The organism is Bradyrhizobium sp. PUT101 (assembly GCF_052043945.1).
GTDB lineage: Bacteria > Pseudomonadota > Alphaproteobacteria > Rhizobiales > Xanthobacteraceae > Bradyrhizobium.
In genome coordinates this window covers 6,198,903-6,216,873 of the sequence record NZ_CP197207.1, presented here as the reverse complement: position 1 = coordinate 6,216,873, position 17,971 = coordinate 6,198,903, and the positions used below count along the sequence as shown (strand labels likewise).

Annotated in this window: 12 protein-coding genes and 1 pseudogene; 5 read left to right on the top strand and 8 right to left on the bottom strand. The window is 64.2% G+C overall.

Translation table 11 applies throughout. From position 1 onward, the window contains the following. Window positions 1-15: 15 nt before the first annotated feature. The gene (locus ACSHT2_RS29785) at window positions 16-2,220 is read right to left on the bottom strand and encodes an amylo-alpha-1,6-glucosidase (protein ID WP_440638352.1); all 2,205 of its coding nucleotides are present in this window, start codon (window positions 2,218-2,220) and stop codon (window positions 16-18) included. 59 nt (window positions 2,221-2,279) lie between these two features. Beyond that, window positions 2,280-4,043, bottom strand: a complete 1,764-nt coding sequence (locus ACSHT2_RS29780; protein WP_440638351.1) for an ABC transporter ATP-binding protein — start codon at window positions 4,041-4,043, stop codon at window positions 2,280-2,282. 276 nt (window positions 4,044-4,319) lie between these two features. Between ACSHT2_RS29780 and ACSHT2_RS29775 the strand changes: the two genes are divergently transcribed. Then, window positions 4,320-5,390, top strand: a complete 1,071-nt coding sequence (locus tag ACSHT2_RS29775) for a glycosyltransferase family 4 protein (protein ID WP_440638350.1) — start codon at window positions 4,320-4,322, stop codon at window positions 5,388-5,390. Between the two features lie 27 nt (window positions 5,391-5,417). On the opposite strand, the gene ACSHT2_RS29770 is transcribed toward ACSHT2_RS29775, so the two are convergent. The 6 genes and pseudogenes from ACSHT2_RS29770 to ACSHT2_RS29745 all read right to left on the bottom strand — a co-directional run bounded on the left by ACSHT2_RS29770 (window position 5,418) and on the right by ACSHT2_RS29745 (window position 12,901). After that, entirely contained in the window at window positions 5,418-7,361 is a 1,944-nt protein-coding gene (locus tag ACSHT2_RS29770) for an alkyl/aryl-sulfatase (RefSeq protein ID WP_440638349.1), read from the bottom strand. A 122-nt stretch (window positions 7,362-7,483) separates the two neighbouring features. Continuing rightward, window positions 7,484-8,641: a diguanylate cyclase domain-containing protein gene (locus ACSHT2_RS29765; RefSeq protein WP_440638348.1), complete on the bottom strand. Its 1,158-nt coding sequence runs from the start codon at window positions 8,639-8,641 to the stop codon at window positions 7,484-7,486. 163 nt (window positions 8,642-8,804) lie between these two features. Next, window positions 8,805-10,085, bottom strand: a complete 1,281-nt coding sequence (locus ACSHT2_RS29760; RefSeq protein WP_440642961.1) for a TRAP transporter large permease — start codon at window positions 10,083-10,085, stop codon at window positions 8,805-8,807. Window positions 10,086-10,304: 219 nt separating this feature from the next. Next, a pseudogene (locus ACSHT2_RS29755) lies at window positions 10,305-10,781 on the bottom strand (TRAP transporter small permease); the annotation flags it as partial. 150 nt (window positions 10,782-10,931) lie between these two features. Further along, window positions 10,932-11,933, bottom strand: coding sequence for a DctP family TRAP transporter solute-binding subunit (locus ACSHT2_RS29750; RefSeq protein ID WP_440638347.1), 1,002 nt, complete (start codon window positions 11,931-11,933; stop codon window positions 10,932-10,934). A gap of 197 nt (window positions 11,934-12,130) precedes the next feature. Further along, on the bottom strand, window positions 12,131-12,901 hold the full coding sequence (locus tag ACSHT2_RS29745) for a methyltransferase domain-containing protein (RefSeq protein ID WP_440638346.1): 771 nt from the start codon (window positions 12,899-12,901) through the stop codon (window positions 12,131-12,133). Window positions 12,902-13,042: 141 nt separating this feature from the next. Here ACSHT2_RS29745 and ACSHT2_RS29740 point away from each other — a divergent pair, with 141 nt between their 5' ends. The 4 genes from ACSHT2_RS29740 to ACSHT2_RS29725 all read left to right on the top strand — a co-directional run bounded on the left by ACSHT2_RS29740 (window position 13,043) and on the right by ACSHT2_RS29725 (window position 17,941). Next, complete coding sequence (locus tag ACSHT2_RS29740; RefSeq protein ID WP_440638345.1) at window positions 13,043-13,786, top strand: SDR family NAD(P)-dependent oxidoreductase; 744 nt, start codon at window positions 13,043-13,045, stop codon at window positions 13,784-13,786. A gap of 237 nt (window positions 13,787-14,023) precedes the next feature. Next, the gene (locus ACSHT2_RS29735; protein ID WP_440638344.1) at window positions 14,024-14,626 is read left to right on the top strand and encodes a TetR/AcrR family transcriptional regulator; all 603 of its coding nucleotides are present in this window, start codon (window positions 14,024-14,026) and stop codon (window positions 14,624-14,626) included. A gap of 238 nt (window positions 14,627-14,864) precedes the next feature. Next, entirely contained in the window at window positions 14,865-16,451 is a 1,587-nt protein-coding gene (locus tag ACSHT2_RS29730) for an ABC transporter substrate-binding protein (protein ID WP_440638343.1), read from the top strand. 65 nt (window positions 16,452-16,516) lie between these two features. Beyond that, a complete protein-coding gene (locus tag ACSHT2_RS29725) occupies window positions 16,517-17,941 on the top strand; it encodes an amidase (RefSeq protein WP_440638342.1) in 1,425 nt (474 codons plus the stop codon). Window positions 17,942-17,971 lie beyond the last annotated feature (30 nt).

Genomic DNA, 17,971 nt, shown 5'->3' with positions numbered 1-17,971 from the left:
CCTCACGATGCAACGCTAGCGCGCCAGCACGATCGAGACCTGGATCTGGCCGCGTGTGCGCATCACCTCCAGCGCCACGTCGTCGTCGTGGCGGCTGACACGAAGATCGACGCTTGATTCGCCGAGGCGCAGATCGCGCAGGATCACCTCGTTGAGGAACGCCGGCAGATGCGGATTGCGCAGGCGAATCTCGCCGCGCGCCACGTCGAACTCGAGGCCGAGCGCCGCCTCCAGCAGCGTGAACGGCGTCGCGCTGGCCCAGGCCTGCGGCGCGCAGGCGACCGGATAGAGCGTCGGGCCGCGCCGCTTCTCGCGCCGGAAGCCACAGAACAATTCAGGCAACCGGCGCAGATCCATATAGGTCGCCGCATCGAACAGCCCCTTGAAGACATGGGCCACCGAATGCTTGAGGCCGTAGCGCGCGAGCCCGAGCGCAATCAGCGCATTGTCGTGCGGCCAGATCGACCCGTCGTGATAGGACATCGGATTATAGCGCACCTCGCCTTGCGCGACGGTGCGGATGCCCCAGCCGGAGAAGAAATGCGGCCGCATCAGATCGGCGGCGACGAGGCGGGCGCGATCCTCGCGGATTATGCCGCTGAACAGGACCTGCCCGGCGTTCGAGGTCCGCACCTTGCAGGGCCGCTTCTCGCCGTCGAGCGCAAGTGCATAGGTGCCGAGTTCCTCGCACCAGAACGCCTCCTCGAAGCGCTCGGCGAGTGCCCTGGCTTCGGTCTCGAGCTTGCGTCCCCAGTCCGGCTTGCCGAGCCGAAGCGCGCAACGCGCGGCGAGCTGCTTGGCCGCAAAGACGTAGCCCTGGACTTCCGCAAGCGCGATATTGCCCTCTGCAAGCTGGCCGTCGGCATGGAAGATCGCGTCGTAGGAATCCTTCCAGCCCTGGTTGGCCAGCCCCTTCTCGGTCGCGCGCTGGTATTCGACGAAGCCGTCCTGGTCGGGATCACCAGGGCCGTCGATCCAGGCCAGCCCCGCCTCGATCGCCGGCCACAGCTCGATCAACGTGGCCTCGTCGCCGGTGCGCTCGAAATAGCTTCCCGCGAGCAGCACGAACAGCGCGGTCGAATCGACGCTGCCGTAATAATGCGCGAACGGCACCTCCCCGAGTGCCGCCATCTCGCCTCCGCGCATCTCGTGCAGGATCTTTCCCGGAGCAGCGTCCGCGAGCGGGTCGATCGCCCTGGCCTGGAAATGCGCGAGCCGGCGCAGGACGCCCTTGGCGACGCGCGGATCGACCCAGAGCATCTGGAGCGCCGTGATGAGGCCGTCGCGACCGAACGTCGTCGAGTACCAGGGGATGCCGGCATAGGGGTATCGCCCCTGCGGCGTCTCGGTCATCAGCATGTTGAGGTCGGCCATGGCCTGGCACAGCACCTCGTTGAAGATGTTGTTGGAGGTCTCGATGCTGGCCGCGCCCATGGTCAACTGCCGCATCTCGCGGCGGTGCGCCAGCAGCCCTGGGAAGAACCGCACCGGCTTTTCCGTCACCGGCCGGTTGCAGGACACGGCCACGAACAGCGATTTGGCCTGATGCGGCTCCAGGTCGAGCTCCCAGGTCGCGGCATTTGCCGAGAGCCGCGTCGGACGCGGGTCGAAATGCAGTCCGGTGGCCCGTTCGGCCTCGTCGAGGCCGCGATATTCGAACAGGACGTCGGTCGGCCCGAGCAGCCGGCTGGTTCCGATCCCGCGGCGCGGCCGCCGCTCCCCGCGGACCTCGAACAAGTCGGCGAAGTCGTTGCCGAACAGCAGCGTCAGGTCGACGCTGGCGCGCCGGTCGCCATGGTTCTGCACGCCGATGCGCTGATAGGCCGTGCCGCGCCACAGGAAGATCGTGCGCACGATGTGCAGCAGGTCCTTTTGCAGAACGAGGCTGCCCTGCCGGTAGATGTCCGGATTGGTGAGGTCGACGGTCAACGCGGAATTGTCGTCGCGCAGGTTCGAGCCGAGCAGCAGCGGCTGGAGATCGTCGAGCACGAGCTCGAGCCGCGCGAGGTAGCGCGTATCGTGATGGAACAGGCCGTCCGGCCCGCCGGCGGATGCGCCGATGTCGCCATGGCTGTCGAGCACGATGAAAGTGTCGTCGTGCTTGAGCGAACGCCGTGGCCGTGCCGACGGCCCCGTCATCGGGATATAGAACGGCTGTTCCGCGACCTGTTCCGAGGTCCGCGTCACGGAGACGAATTGGGTGACGGCTTCGGCCGACATGAGCTGCTCCCCTGCGCCTGTTTCAAAACGCAACCGACTCGACAAACGCGACTGTTGGTTTACGCGGCAGCTTGCGCGAGCCGACTCATTTCCTGCGTGACCAGCTCACGATAAGGCCCGTGGCCCTGCATCAGACGCTCGGGCGAGCCGTCCTCGATGATCTTACCATTTCGCAAGACGACCACGCGATCGAAATTGCGCAGCGTCGCCAGCCGATGCGCGATCGCGATCACGGTGCGGCCGCGCATCAGGCGCGACAGCGCCTCGCGGATGGCCTCCTCGGATTCGCTGTCGAGCGCGGCAGTCGCCTCGTCCAGCAGCAGGATCGGTGCATCCTTCAGGAAGGCACGCGCGATGGCGATGCGCTGGCGCTGGCCGCCGGACATCTTGACACCGCGGTCGCCGACCATGGTGTCGAGGCCGTCAGGCAGGCTCTCGACGAAGTCGCAGCGCGCCGCGATCGCCGCACGCAGCACCTCGTCGTCGGTCGCGCTCGGCCGGCCATAGCGGATGTTCTCGCGAATGGAGCGATGAAACAAGGAAATGTCCTGCGGCACGACGGAAATCGCCTCGCGCAGGCTCAGCTGCGTCACCTTGGAGATGTCCTGGCCGTCGACGGTGATGCTGCCCTCGTCGACGTCGTAGAAGCGCTGGAGCAGCGTGAACAGGGTCGACTTGCCGCCGCCGGACTGCCCGACGAGGCCGACGCGCTGGCCCGGCTGGAGGCGCAGGCTGAACCGCTCGAAGATCTTATCGCCGCCGGGATAGCCGAAGGTGACGTTGTTGAACGCGATTGCAGCGCCGCTCTTCACCAGCGGCTCGGCCTCGGGGTGGTCGCGCAATTCGTGCGGCACCAGCAGCGTGGCGATCGCCTCGGTCAGGCGTGCGACGTGCTGGGTGACGTCGACCAGCGCCACCGCAAGATCGCGCGTGGCGCTCAGGATGGAGATGCCAAGCGTACAGACGAGCACGACATCGCCGGTCGTCGCCTGGCCCTTCTGCCACAGCGTGATGGCCCAGGCCATCAGTGCGATCGTCAAAAGCACGGTGATAGCGGCATGCAACAGCCGCAGCTTTTCCAGATAACGCAGGCTGCGGCTTCGCGCGGCGAGCTCCCGGTTCACCGTCGCGTCGAACCGCTCATGCTCGTGGCCGATGCCGCAGAAGGCACGGACCAGCGGCATGTTGCTGATCACGTCGATCATCTCGCCGTCAACCACCGCGGCCTTGTCGGCGAAATCGTCATGCAGCGGCTTGCCGGCGGCTGCCAGATGGAACATCGCAACCACCATGCCGCCGGCAACGACAACCAGGCCGAGGGCCATGTAAGGACTGACGGTTCCAATCAGCGCAATTGCCGCAATTGTGGCGATGCACGGCGGCAACACGTTCCAGACGAACATGTTCTCGACGGTGAACACCGCGTTCGACGTCGCCGTGATGCGGCTGGTCAGCATGCCGGGCATCCGGTCCGAGAAGTAGCTCGGCGCATGCCCGGTCAGATGACGAAATATGTCACGGCGCAAATCACCCGTGACACGGACGAAAGTGAAGCTCGCCGTCCAGCTCGCGATCCGCCACAGGAAGTTGTCGGCCGCGATCAGCGACATGAGAAGAATGAATGCCAGCCATACGCTGCCGCCATGCCCCGGTCCGGCGGACAGGCTGTCGACCAGGGATTTGACGCCGTACTGGGTGCCCACGGAGCAGGCAACGGCCGCCACGACGGCGGCCAGGATCACCGAATGCGAAGCGAGACGACGCCGGAGATAGCGCAAGACAAAGGCAAATGGCCTGCGCGCGTATCCAGAAAGCTGATCCATATGGCTATCGCCCCGTTATGCTGATTTTCGTTTCGTTACTGGTCGAGTGAACATCGACCGCTTCGCCTCGGTTCCCGGGCAACGCCATCACGACATGCGGATGCGGGCGATGTGCGAAGAACTAGTGGCAGCATCGCGACGGTCCCCCGACGTGTCGAATATGTAACGTTCGGAGGAAGGAACTTCGCAGGTGCGGGAACGTTCCCTTGGCTGGGCATAGCCGGTGCCGATGTACGGGGGCTTTCCAACGTTCATGATCGCAGAGGAGATGGTGAGATGCGCATCGCGCAGGTAGCTCCGTTGACGGAGGCTGTTCCACCCAAGCTGTATGGCGGCACCGAGCGGGTGGTGCATTGGTTGACGGAGGAGCTGGTAGCCCTTGGACACGACGTAACATTGTTCGCCAGCGGCGACTCGCAGACGTCGGCAAAGCTGGATGCGTTGTGGCCGAAGGCGCTCCGTCTCGACGGTTCCGTGCGCGATCCCAATGCGCTGCACATGGTGCTGCTGGAGCGGGTGCGGCAGAAGTGTGACGACGAGGAGTTCGACTTCCTCCACTTCCATCTCGACTATTATCCGTGGTCGCTGTTCCACCGCCAGCCGACGCCATTCGTGACCACGCTGCACGGCCGGCTCGACTTGCCGGAGCATCAGCCGGTCTTCAACACCTTCTCCAAGATTCCCGTCATCTCGATCTCCAACGCGCAGCGGCGGCCGGTGCCGCAGGCGAACTGGGTGACGACCATCCATCACGGCCTGCCGGAGAATCTGCTGACGCCGAAGCCGGCGAAACAGGAATATCTCGCCGTGCTCGGCCGCATCGCGCCGGAAAAAGGCGTCGACCGCGCCATCAAGATCGCGACTCATTGCGGCATTCCGCTCAAGATCGCGGCCAAGGTCGATCGCGCCGACCAAGATTATTACGACGAGCTGATCCGGCCGATGATCGAGAACAATCCGCTGGTCGAGTTCATCGGCGAGATCAGCGATCACGAGAAGTCGGACTTCCTGAGCGGCGCGCTCGGCCTCCTGCTGCCGATCGACTGGCCGGAGCCGTTTGGTCTCGTCATGATCGAGGCCATGGCCTGTGGGACGCCGGTGGTCGCCTTCAACCGCGGCTCGGTTCCGGAGATCGTCGACGATGGGCTGACCGGCTTCATCGTCGAGGACGTCATCAGCGCCGCCGGTGTGGTGAAACGCCTGGCGCAACTCGACCGCACCGCGATCCGCAAGCAGTTCGAGACGCGCTTCACGGCACGGCGCATGGCGCTGGATTATCTTGCGGCCTATCGCAGCCTGACCGAGGCACAGGCGCCGCGGATCAAGCTGGTGAGCAGCGCGGAGTAAGGGCGGTCCTCACCGCAAGGCACACTGTCATGCCCCGGCTTGACCGGGGCATCCAGTACGCTTCGGCTCGACGATCTCGAACATGCGCGGGAATTCGTCCATCAGGCCCATCAGCTCGGCTAGCCGCATCGGATTGCCCGATAGCTCGATCTTGCCGGCGGCGACCGCTTCCGGAAAGCTCGTCAGCTTCGCGATCACCTCGTCGAGCGTTGAGCGCGCGAGCGTGAAGCTGGCGTCTGCATTGTCCGCCTGCACGCCCTCGGTGTAAGTGAGCGCGCAATTCTCCAGATTGAGCACGAAGGTCTCGCCGGTGTCGGAAAAGCGCCAGTTCAAGACGATGTGCTTGCCTTCCGCCCTGGGACCGTTGAGGCGGATGCCGAGCACGTCCCAGAGCTGGGAGGTGCGCAGCGCGGCCAGTGTTTCGCGCGGCATCGGCGGGCGCGCCGGCACCTTCGGCATGCCCTGGCGCAATTCCTGCGCGCCGAACAGGTAGGCATTGCGCCAGGTCGCGCTCTCGGCGGCATAGCCGAGCTGCTCCAGCGTATCGGCCAAGAGTGCGCGCGCCGCCGCATTGTCCGGCTCGGCAAAGACGAGATGGCCGAGCGCCTGCGCGACGAAGCGGAATTCACCCCTGTCGAAATCCGCCGCCGCCCGCGCGAGGATGGCGTCAGCCCCGCCCATGTACTCGACATACTTCCTGCCCGACTCGACCGGCGGCAGCGGATCGAGATTGACCGGATTGGCATCGTACCAGCCGAGATATTTCTGGTAGATCGCCTTCACATTGTGCCGGATGTGGCCGTAGTAGCCGCGGCCGTGCCAGGCGCCTTCCAGGCTCTTCGGCAGCTGGATCGTTTCGGCGATTTCGGCTGCGGTCAGGCCGTGGTTCATCAGGCGGATGGTCTGGTCATGCGCGAACTTGTAGAGGTCGCGCTGCTGCCGGATCATCGTGCCGATGCGCTCGCGTTCCCACACCGGCCAGTGATGCTGCCCGCACATCGCCTCGGCCTTGCCGTCCCAGAGCTGCAAGGCCTCGCCCAGATATTTCGACCAGGCCAGCGCGTCACGCACGTCGGCGCCGCGGAACGGCAGCAGATTGTGGAAATTGTGCGTGCAGTTCTCGGCGAGGTTCAACAGCTTGTAGCGCGGGACGAAGAAGTGCATCTCCGCCGGCGCTTCGCTGTTCGGCGCCATCTGGAATTCGAATGCGACGCCGTCGATCACGCGCGTATCGCCGGTCGCCATGATCAGATCCGTGGGGCGCAGCAGCGCGACCGAACCTGCCGCCATCGACTTGCCGAGGCCGCAATCGACCTGCCCGCGCACGCCCTTGGCGAGAAGGGGTCCGAACTGGTACTGCGCCCGGCGCAGCATCGCAGGTCCTGCGATGATGTTCTCGGAGACCGCATGCTCCATGAACAGGTTCGGCGCGATGATCGGCACGCTGCCCGTTGCGAGCGCATCGTCCTCCAGCACGCCGCGCGCGCCGCCCCAATGGTCGGTGTGGGTATGGGTGAAGACGATCGCCGCGACCGGCCGCATGCCGCGGTGCTTGAAGTAGAGATCGAGCGCGGCGCGGGCACCTTCGATCGAGGTCAGGGTGTCCACGACGATGACGCCGCTGTCGCCCTCGATCAGCGTCATGTTGGCGATGTCGAGCCCGCGCACCTGGTAGACGCCGGGCACGACCTCGAACAGGCCATGATGCATGTTGAGGCGCGACTGCCGCCACAGGCTCGGATTGACCGTGGGCGGTGCCTGCTCAGCGGCGAGAAAGCCGTAAGGTTCGAGGCTCCAGACCGTCCGCCCTTGCGGATTCGTGATCGCCGCGTCCTCGACGGTGCCGAGAAAGCCGCGCGCGGCGTCGTCGAAATCCCGTGTGTCGGAAAACGGCAGTGCGTTCAGCATCGCATCGTGCTGCGCGATGACAGACGGCGATGCGTCCTTCGGCTCGCTGCTGGATTCCGTCATGTTGCTCCTCCCCGCCTGATGCACGGCATCTAACCGCATCTTGCGGTCGATTGCCATTGGAGGAGACGAAGGAAATGGAGCGAGATGCCTTCTCGCTTCCCCATGAGGAGAGGGTGCACCGTCTAAGCAGCTACGCCTTCAACGGCCTGGCGCGATGCCGTGGCGTTGTCCGGCATCCGCAGCTCGCTGGCCAGCACGTAGCCGCCACGATTCTGCTTGGCCCGGTACAGCGCCTTGTCCGAGCGCGACAACAGCGCCTCTGCGGTTCGGCCGTCGTCCGGCGCGACGGCGACGCCGACGCTCGCACCGAGATCGATCACCTGTCCGTCAACCTCGTACGGCCTGCCGATCGATTGCACGATCCGCCGTGCCATCGCCTCCGCGTCGGACGCGGCGCGCTGCACCAGGACGAACTCGTCGCCGCCCATGCGGATCACGAGGTCGTCAGGCGCGGCCAGCGCCTTGAGCCGTCCGGCGACCTGCTTCAGCAGCGCATCGCCGGCGGGGTGGCCGAACCGGTCGTTGGCTTCCTTGAAGCGGTCGAGATCCAGCGTATGGACGGCAACCATCCCGGCCGACAGCATCACGGGCAAATCCCTCGCCAGCACCGAACGATTGGACACGCCGGTCATCGGGTCGGAGCGCGCAAGTTGCTCGAACTGGCGCTTGAGCGTGATCTGGCTGATCGAGGCGTTGAAGCTGAGCCGAACCATCTCGAAGCTCGCGACCACGTACATCAGAATGAGGAGACCGAGCCCGACATGGCGGAGATCGGGTTGCATGAAGCTCACGATCGCGGCAGGCGCGGCGATCGCGGCGAGATCGAGCAGCGCCGCGACGGGACGCAGCGCCAGCCGCGCCACCACGCCGGCGCCGAAGCCGAAACCGATGCCGATCGCCATCACGCAGCAGAGCGCATCGCCCAGCACGATGCTGCGCGCGGCAAACACGCCGAGCACGAGGGCCGTTACCACGGTGCCGGCAATGTAGCGCCGTTCCCAGTGCACGGCCTCGGCCCTGCCGAGCCGTGGCGGAGCCGCGAGGCGGCGGCGGAATGCAAATATCTCGGCGAGACGGACAACCGCCACCACCACGCCGGCGACCGCCAGGCCGGCCGTCATCATGTCACCGGTCTCGTAGGTCGTGATGGCGCCGACCATCGCCTGGCAGGCGGCCACGAGAATGGTGGGCATCATCGTGCCGTGAAGGCCCGTGATGACTTCCAGATGGACGGCGTCCGAAATCGACGCCGGTCCGGATTCCATTCTGTTGAAGAACATGCCAGCTCCCATCCACTGGCATTTATCTACCGAAGACCCGTAAAGATGCGTTCGCTACTCAAGGATCGCATTTGAGCGCGCGGATTTACCGCGCATTAGCCATGTCTCGCCCCAGGGCGGACGGAGACGCATGCTCATCGTCTCCGTCCCCGCCACGCGGCGGCTACATGCCCAGCAAGCGAGGCAGCCAGAGCGACAGGCCGGGCCAGTACGTCACCACCACGAGGAATCCCAGCATGGTCAGGAGCCACGGCCACACCGCGACCGTAAGCTCGGTGATACCCATCTTGGCGATGCCCGAGGCGACGTAGAGGTTGAGACCGACCGGCGGATGGCACAGTCCGACCTCCATGTTGACCGTCATCAGGATGCCGAAATGAATCGGATCGATGCCGAGCTTGATCGCGACCGGAAACAGGATCGGGGCCATGATCAGGATGATCGAGGACGGCTCCATCACGTTGCCCGCCACCAGCAAAAGCAGGTTGACGAGCAGCAGGAAGCCGATCCACCCCAGGCCCTGGTCGATCATCCATTGCGCCAGCGCCTGTGGCACGTTCTCGTAGGTCATCAGGAACGAGAACAGCACGGCGTTGGTGATGATGTAGAGCAGCATCGCGGAGAGGTTCGCCGATGACAGCAGCACGCGCGGCACGTCGCGCAGCTTCAGATCCTTGTAGATGAACACGGCGACGATGAAGGCGTAGACCGCGCTGACGGCGGCCGCTTCAGTCGGCGTGAACAGGCCGCTGTAGATGCCGCCGATCACGATCACGATCAGCAGGATGCCCCAGATCGACTTGCGGAACGCATCGAGCCGCTCGAGGAAGGTGGCTTTCCGCATCCGCGGATAGTCGTTGCGCCACGCCCGATAGAACGTCGTCGCGCCGAGCAGCGAGGCAAGGATGAATCCCGGCACGATGCCGGCGATGAAGAGCTTGCCGACCGAGCTGTTGGTGGACACGGCATAGAGCACCATCGGGATCGACGGCGGGATGAGAATGCCGAGCGAGCCTGACGTCGTGATCACGCCCGCGCCGAACCGCTTCGGAAAGCCCTGCGCGACCATGGCGGGAAGGATCACCGAGCCGATCGCCACCACGGTTGCCGGCGAGGAGCCGGAGATCGCGGCAAACAACGCGCAGGCGACCACGCCCGACAGCGCCAGACCGCCGTACCAATGGCCGACCAGCGAGGTTGCGAAGGTGATCATCCGTCGCGCCACGCCGCCATGGGTCAGGAAGTTGCCGGCGAGGATGAAGAACGGGATCGCCATGATCTCGAAATTCTCGATGCCTGTGAACAGCTTCAGCGCCACCGATTCCGTTCGCACGTCGGTCAGCGTGAACATGAAGCTGAGCACGGTGAGACCAAGCGCAATCGAGATCGGCATGCCCGTGAGCATCAAGGAGAGCAGAAGCGCGAACACGATGAAGACGCGCAGGCCCTGCGGCAGCGTGATGAGGTGGCCGGCATGCGCGAAGCACAGGGCGACGATCAGGACCGGCAGCAGCATCAGAATCCAGCCGAGCGGGCTGCGCTCGTCCCGGACGACCTGGCTTGGCGTGACCGGGGCCGGATGCACCGGGTCTACCTCGACCCCCTCGACGCCTGCCATGTCGTGATGCGGCAGCTCGCCGGTGCGATAGAACGACCAGGCGACCTGCAGGAAGCGGAAGCACATCAAGCCGGAGCCGAGCGGGATCGTGAGATAAACCATCCACATCGGCGCTTCGAGATCGTTGGATTGCTGGCCGCTCTGCCACATGTGACCGACGAACGCGGCCCCGAAATAGCCCACGATGGCGGTGAAAAGAGCGCCGCATAACAGACCGAAAGTGATGATGCGCCGGCGCGAGCCGCCGGGAAGGATATTGACCAGCACGTCGACGCCGACATGAATGCCCGTGCGCACACCATAGGCGGCACCGAACTTCGCCATCCAGATGAACATGTAGATGCAGAGTTCCTGCGCCCAGGACAGGTCGAGCGCGGCAAGCCAGACGAACGCCGCGCGCGCGGGGACGGCGAGGAAGGCCAGGTTGCGGGCTTCCGCCCATTTGGCGATGTCGATCGACAGCCCGGCACCGTAGCGGTGCAGCACGGCGACGAAGATGAGCGAGGTCGCAGCCGCGATCATCGTCGCGATCAGCCACTCCTCGAGATGATCGAGAAAACGATTCAGCGCGCGCAGCAACTTGGTCCCCCCCAGATTGGATCATTCAAGCGCAACGGCCGGAAGTGCGATCACTCCCGACCGTTGGTATTGTTCTTATTAGGGCGCAGCCCGTCAGTTCATCTTGACGTCGAGTTCCTTGGCAACGAGATCGAGCACCTCCTGCCCAACCCGCCCCTTTGCCCATTTATACGTCGGCTGCATCGCCTCCTGCCAGGCCTTGCGGTCGGCGTCGGTGAGATAATGCAGATTGGTCTTGCCCGTCTTCTTGATCTCGGCCAGCGCGTCCTCGTTCTCCTGGCGCGCGATCGAGTTGGTGTAGTCGGTCGCCTCCGCCATCGCCTTGTCCAGCTTGGCGCGGATATCGGGCGGAAGACCTGACCAGAACTTCGAATTGACGATGACGGCATATTGCAGATGCGCGTGATAAGATACAGTGATGTCCTTCTGCACCTCGTAGAACTTCTGCGTCAGGTAGTTGGACGCGGTGTTCTCGCAGCCGTCGACCACGCCCGTCTGCAAGGCCTGGTAGACTTCCGAGAACGCCATGATCTGAGGGATCGAGCCCATGATGCGGAGATATTGGTCGGTGACCTTCGATCCGGAGATACGGAACTTAAGGCCCTGAAAATCGGTCGGCTTCATCAGGGGACGGTTGGCGGAGAGCATGTGGAAGCCGTTGTCCCAATAAGCGAGGCCGGTGATGCCCTTGGCCTCGAGCTTCTGGAACAGCCACTTGCCGATCGTGCCCTTCATCGCGTTGGAATAGGTCTGGTCGTCCTTGAACAGCCAGGGCAGGTCGAGCGCCTCGAACTCCTTGATGCCGAGTGGCGCGAATTTGGCCGTCGAGGGCGCAAGCATCTGCACCGAACCGAGCTGAAGCGCCTCGATCTCCTCCTTGTCCTTGAAGAGCGTGGAGTTCGGGTACACTTCGACCTTGACCTTGCCGTCGGTGTATTTCTCGGCGAGCTCCTTGAATTTCAGCGCGCCCTTGCCCTTCGGGGTCTCGTTGGCGACCACGTGGCTGAACTTGATGACGATAGGACTCTGGGCGTGGGCGATGGCGGGAGCCACGAGAACAGCCGCGGCGGCGACCGCGGTAAGCAGCTTGCGCATGAACGTACCTCCCAACAACTCTGAAACCGGGTTTTTCTTGTTTTTCAGGTCACTCCTGGCAGCAATCCGCTACCCGAACAACTAGACCTAAGCCCAATTTGCCGCAGCCAAGCTAACGCGACGACCGCTGCATGCGCAACCCGGCGCCTGCGCGCGTCCAAGGGAACGAGCGCTTATGCCGCAATGCGGGAGTGCAATCAGCCTTTGCGCTGGGCGACCATGAAGAGGCGCCGGAACGGGAACAGCGTCTGCCCCGCCGCATTCTTCGGATAGGCCTTTGCGACGCGCATCCCATAGGCGGCTTCGAACGCGATCTTCTCCTCGCCTTGCAAGACGTCGAGGTAGCGCGTCAGCCAGGTCCCCTTGGTCCACTCCCTCACGGGGTTCTCGCCCTCGAGCACCTGGAGATATTCGGTCTCCCAGATGTCGATGCTGGCTGACATCGGCGCAAGCAGATCGTGATAGAAGGCGGGCCCCTCGACCGGCGGCGGGGTGACGAGATGCTCCAGCTTGGACCGCCACGGACCATCCAGCGCGGTCTCGCCGATCAGCACATGCGAAGGCGCGGTGAAGTTGCGCGGCATCTGCACCGCTAAGATACCCCCACGCGTCACCTTCTCCATCAGCGACGGAAACAGTGCCGCATGATTGGGCAGCCAGTGCAGTGCGGCATTGGAATAGATCAAGTCGTACTGCCCGGCGGGACTCCAATGGCCGAGATCCTCATGTGACCATTCCACGTCCGGCGCGGCCTTCCGCCCCGCAGCGACCATCTCCGCCGAGCTCTCGACACCGGTCACGCGCGCATCCGGCCAGCGCTCCTTGATCAGCTTCGTCACGTTGCCGGCGCCGGCGCCGAGATCGGCGATCGCGCGCGGGGCAAAATCCGGAATCCGCATCAGGAGGTCGACGGCGGGCCGGAGCCGATGGCCGGAGAACTTCAGATATTGCTGCGGGTCCCAGACCATCGTGTCAGCCTTTTCTTTTTCGTGTTTCCTTCGCCGAAGCGCTTGGTTACCACTGCTCGTCTCGGTTCGGCAAATCGCCGCACGCGGGACGGGGCAGGAAACGAACAGCAAAGCGCAAGGCAACCAAGAGAGCGTGCGACCATGGACCTCGGGCTAAAATCGAAAACCGCTGTCGTCACTGGCGCGAGCATCGGCATCGGCCGCGCCATCGCCAAGGGCCTGGCGGCGGAAGGCGTGCGCGTCATCGGCGTGGCACGCCGCACCGACCTGCTGGCGGAGCTGGCGAAAGAAGTCGGCGGCGGATTGATCACGCCGTTCGAGCAGGATGTGATGGCCAAGGACGCCGCCGAGAACATTGCGGCCTTTGCGCTGAAGGAGCTCGGCCATGTCGACATCCTCGTCAACAATGCCGGCGGCAGCCGTCCCCTCCCCGTCGATGCGCCCGACAGCAAATGGGACGAGGCGATCGCGCTGAACTTCACCAGCTATCGCCGCATCGCGCATGCGCTGCTGCCGCGGATGATCGAACGCAAATGGGGCCGCATCATCAACATCACCGGCAAGTCCGAACCGGAAGGCCTCAACGCCGCCTTCGCCGCCAAGGCCGCCGTGCACGCCTGGGCCAAGGGCCTGTCGCGTGAGATCGGTGCGCACGGCATCACCATCAACTGCATCCCGCCCGGCCGCATCATGAGCGAACAGATCCGCCGCAACTACGCACCGGATTATCGCGAGCGCTTTGCGGAAGAGGAAATCCCGGTCGGCTATTGGGGCGAGCCGGAGGACCTGGCGGCCCTCGCGGTGTTCCTGGCCTCGCCGGTGGCGCGCTACATCACGGGCACGGTGATCCCGGTGGATGGGGGATTGCGGAGATACCAGTTCTAGGGCGGGTGACAGACGACCGCGACGATCCGCGACCGATGCGATGCGACGGCTTCACGTCGGCTGCGCCGGTTGATCTGGCCAAGTGGTTGATGGTAACTACGGTGACCGGTACACGCCCGGCTGTCGAAGAGCGCAGTTCATTTCAGTGTTTCGCGCCGTGCTTCGTCTGAATCTCTGTGCGTGATGGCGAACAGTTTGGGGAACGGCAAAGAATTGAGTGCTGGACGTCGTTCGCCGATGCGCAAGCGCGGTCGCGAGCGGCTTCAGCTTCTGCTCGATGCCACCGCAGACCTGCTCGCCGAACGGCTGGACGAGGATATCAGTCTCGCTCAAATCGCCGAGAGAGCAGATGTGCCTCTCGCCTCGGTCTATCACTTCTTTCCGAACCGAGGCGCCGCCTTTGTAGCCCTGGCGCAACGCTACCACGCCGAGATCGCGGCACGCGCCGCGGGCCCGGTTCATCCTCGTCCCCAGACCTGGCAGCACTACATCGCCAACAGCCAGAAGGCCGGCGCAGCGCATCTGAACCGCAATCCTGCAGCGCTGCGCCTTTTCATGGGCGCAGGTGTCAGTGTCGAGGTGAGAAACACGGATCTCAGCGGCAACGCCCATCTCGCAAAGCAGCGTACCGCCTATCTGCGCGCGACGTTCGACATGCCCAAGGTACCGGATCTGGAGAAATGGGTCGCGGTGTCGATCGCGCTCGTGGATGGAATCTGGGCGCTATCCTACAGCCTCCATCGATCCATCACCCCGGAATATCTCGAGGAATCGATCAGATGCTCCATCGCTTATTTGCGATGCTACCTGCCGGAAATCGTCGAACGGCGCGCCCCCTGAACCTGCCTTTAGTCATATAAAATTCTACTATCTTTGGGACGCCGACGCACCCCTGCTTCCGCAGTGGGCGGCTCTGTGACCACTTTGTGCTCATATTTCCCTATGATCGTGAAAATGCAGGGATCTTTCCTTGGAGAATGCGCCCAAAGACTCCGCTTTATAATCGAAATTAATATCAATATCATTCCGCGCATGGTGAGGTCCGCGCCCGATCTCCGTTTCCCCTGAAAGGAGTGCCATGAACCGCCGAGACTTCTTGAAAGCCGCAACCGCCACGGCAACGGCCACAGTTGCAGCGCCTCGCCTCGCCTCGGCGGCGGGTGAGAAGGTCCTGACCTTCGTTCCGCAATCCGATCTCACTTTGCTCGATCCTGTGCAGACGACGGGGCTTGTGACCCGCAACCATGCACTGCTGGTGTTCGACACGCTCTACGGCGTCGATGAACGTTTCGAAGCACAGCCGCAGATGGTAGCTGGTCACGAGATCGACCGCGACGGCCTGCGCTGGACCTTGACGCTGCGGGAGGGATTGAAGTTTCACGACGGAGAACGGGTCCTGGCGCGGGATGCCGTGGCCAGCATCAAGCGCTGGTGGAGCCGCGACGTCTTCGGTGGAGATCTTCGCAGCGCCACCGCTGAACTCTCCGCAACGTCCGACAATACAATCGTCTTCGACCTGAAGAAGCCTTTTCCCTTGCTGGCCTATGCGCTGGGCAAGCCATCGAGCGTGTGCCCCGTCATGCCCGAGCGCTTCGCGCTCACGCCGGGCACGGAGCAGGTCAAGGAGATGATCGGCAGCGGACCGTTCCAGTTCGTGCCGGACGAACGCATCGTCGGATCCCAGGTCGTCTACAAGCGGTTTGACGGCTACGTACCGCGACCGTCAGGCACCGCCAGCTTCATGGCCGGCCCCAAGACCGTCCACCTCGACCGCGTGATCTGGCGCGTTCTGCCGGATGCGGCGACGGCCGCCGCCGCCCTTCAGGTCGGCGAAGTCGACTGGTGGGAGCAACCGACTCCGGACTTGTTGCCGCTGCTCGCCAAGCGAGGCAACATCAAGGTCGAGGTCAAGGACACCGGCGGCTATCTCGCGATGATCAGGCTCAATCATCTCGTTCCCCCCTTTGACAATCCCGCAATCCGTCGCGCCATCCTGTCGGCCATCAGCCAGACGGAATTCATGACGGCCGTCATGGGCACCAATGGCAATTTCTGGAAGGACAATGTCGGCTTCTTCCTGCCCGCCTCCCCCTTCGCAAACGATGCCGGCATGGACGTCTTCGCGGGGGCGCCGGACTACGCCAAGGCCAAGCGTGATCTGCAGGCGGCGGGCTACAAGGGCGAGCGTATCGTCTTCGTCGTCCCGGCCGACCTCCACGCCCTCAATTCCATGAGCCTGGTCGCCGCCGACATGTTCAAGAAGATCGGCCTCGAGGTCGACTACCAGGTGTCCGATTGGGGCACCGTGTTGCAGCGCATTGCGTCGCAGCGCCCGCTCGACCAGGGCGGCTGGAGCGCATGGTGCAATTACGTCCCCGGCGCGTCTGCGATCAATCCCGCCGCTCACTCCTATCTCAGGGGCATCGGCAAGGCCGGCACCTTTGGCTGGCCGAGCAGCGAGAAGATCGAGGCCCTGCGCCTCGCGTTTCTGTCGGCCCAGGACGACAAGGAGAGACAGCGTCTGGTTCGGGACATCCAGGCGCAGGCCATGCAGGACACCCCCTACCTGCCGCTTGGCTATTTCGCGCAACCGGCCGCATACTCCCAGAAGCTCAGCGACATTCCCGTGGGCTTCTCCCAGTTCTACGGTGTGAAGAAGGCCTGATCCCCAGAGCCCGTCGATCACACCTCGACCCATGCAATCAACGCCTCGGTGGGATGGCCGAAAACATGAACGACTTGCACGCCGAATTGGGTTACGCAACCGCGCTGGAACTGAAGGCGCGCTTTGAACGCCGCGAGCTCTCGCCGGTGGAAGCCGTATCGGGCGTCCTCGACCGGATCGCGGCGCTCGAGCCGGCGATCAACGCGTTTTCCGTGGTGATGAGAGACGACGCATTGGTGGCAGCACGGGACTCCGAGCGGCGCCTGCGCAGCGGAGAGGCTCGGCCTCTCGAAGGAATTCCCGTCACGATCAAGGACGCCTTCGGTGTCGCCGGCTACGAAACGGCGACCTGCACGCATGCGCTGAAGGGTCCTGTTGCCCGCGAGGACAATGTCGTCGTGGCGCGACTGCGCGATGCCGGCGCGATCATCCTCGGCAAGACCACGATGTCCGAATTCGGCTGGTCCGGCATCAGCCGCAATCCGGTGACGGGCGTGACGCACAACCCATGGAAGCGCGGCTTCAATGCCGGCGCCTCGTCTGCAGGCGCAGGCGCAGGTGCAGCGGCCGGCTACGGACCGCTGCACCTCGGCTCGGATGGAGCCGGCTCGATCCGGATGCCGTCCCATTTCTGTGGCGTCTTCGGCTTGAAGCCGACCTTTGGCCGGGTTCCCTACGCGCCCGTCTCCAACAACGACTACGCCACCTATATCGGCCCGATGACGCGAACCGTTGCCGATGCCGCGCTGATGCTGGAGACAATGGCCGGCCCGCATCCGCTCGACCACACATCCTGCGAAGCGGCGCCCGATGCCTACCTCGCGAAGCTGAAGGCCTCGATGAAGGGCAAGCGCATCGCCTTCAGCCCGGATCTCGGTCACGCCCGCGTCGATGACGAGATCGCAGCGATCGTTGCATCGGCGGCCAAGGTCTTTGCCGGAGAGCTTCAGGCCGAAGTGGAGGTCGTGACGCCGCCGTGGGGGTCGCAGGGACCGGAGCTCGGGCGCTTCTTCTGGGCGGCTCTCTGGGGGCGCCGGGCCGGACTGCTGCCGGAATGGGAGGGCAGCATGGGCAGCGACCTCGTCGCCTGCATTCGCGAGGGAGCCAACTATTCCGCGACCGAGTACATGAACATGCGCGAGCGCAAATTCGCGTACGTCGCGGAGATATCGAGCTTTCTCGAGGATTGGGATTATCTCGTCACGCCGGTCGCCTCGGTTGCGGCCTTTCCCGTCGAGCGGGTCAGGCCGGAACATTGGCCCGAGCACGATTGGGATTGGCTCGAATGGTCGGAATTCCTCTACCCTTTCAACATGTCGAGCCACCCGGCGGCGAGCGTGCCTTGCGGCATGACCCGCGCCGGCCTGCCCGTGGGCCTGCAGATCGTCAGCCGTCGCTTCGACGATCTTGGCGTCCTGCAGGCAGCCGCCGCCTTCGAGGCTGCAATGCCGTGGGGACAGCGTCGTCCCGACATCGCGATGCCGAGCTGACGCGCGGCCCCAAATCCGACAGGACAATCC

Excerpts from the sequence above, each read along its gene's own strand:
- ACSHT2_RS29785 (WP_440638352.1), bottom strand. The coding sequence starts at position 2,220 with ATGTCGGCCGAAGCCGTCACCCAATTCGTCTCCGTGACGCGGACCTCG.
- ACSHT2_RS29780 (WP_440638351.1), bottom strand. The coding sequence starts at position 4,043 with ATGGATCAGCTTTCTGGATACGCGCGCAGGCCATTTGCCTTTGTCTTG.
- ACSHT2_RS29775 (WP_440638350.1), top strand. The coding sequence starts at position 4,320 with ATGCGCATCGCGCAGGTAGCTCCGTTGACGGAGGCTGTTCCACCCAAG.
- ACSHT2_RS29770 (WP_440638349.1), bottom strand. The coding sequence starts at position 7,361 with ATGACGGAATCCAGCAGCGAGCCGAAGGACGCATCGCCGTCTGTCATC.
- ACSHT2_RS29765 (WP_440638348.1), bottom strand. The coding sequence starts at position 8,641 with ATGTTCTTCAACAGAATGGAATCCGGACCGGCGTCGATTTCGGACGCC.
- ACSHT2_RS29750 (WP_440638347.1), bottom strand. The coding sequence starts at position 11,933 with ATGCGCAAGCTGCTTACCGCGGTCGCCGCCGCGGCTGTTCTCGTGGCT.
- ACSHT2_RS29745 (WP_440638346.1), bottom strand. The coding sequence starts at position 12,901 with ATGGTCTGGGACCCGCAGCAATATCTGAAGTTCTCCGGCCATCGGCTC.
- ACSHT2_RS29740 (WP_440638345.1), top strand. The coding sequence starts at position 13,043 with ATGGACCTCGGGCTAAAATCGAAAACCGCTGTCGTCACTGGCGCGAGC.
- ACSHT2_RS29735 (WP_440638344.1), top strand. The coding sequence starts at position 14,024 with ATGCGCAAGCGCGGTCGCGAGCGGCTTCAGCTTCTGCTCGATGCCACC.
- ACSHT2_RS29730 (WP_440638343.1), top strand. The coding sequence starts at position 14,865 with ATGAACCGCCGAGACTTCTTGAAAGCCGCAACCGCCACGGCAACGGCC.
- ACSHT2_RS29725 (WP_440638342.1), top strand. The coding sequence starts at position 16,517 with ATGAACGACTTGCACGCCGAATTGGGTTACGCAACCGCGCTGGAACTG.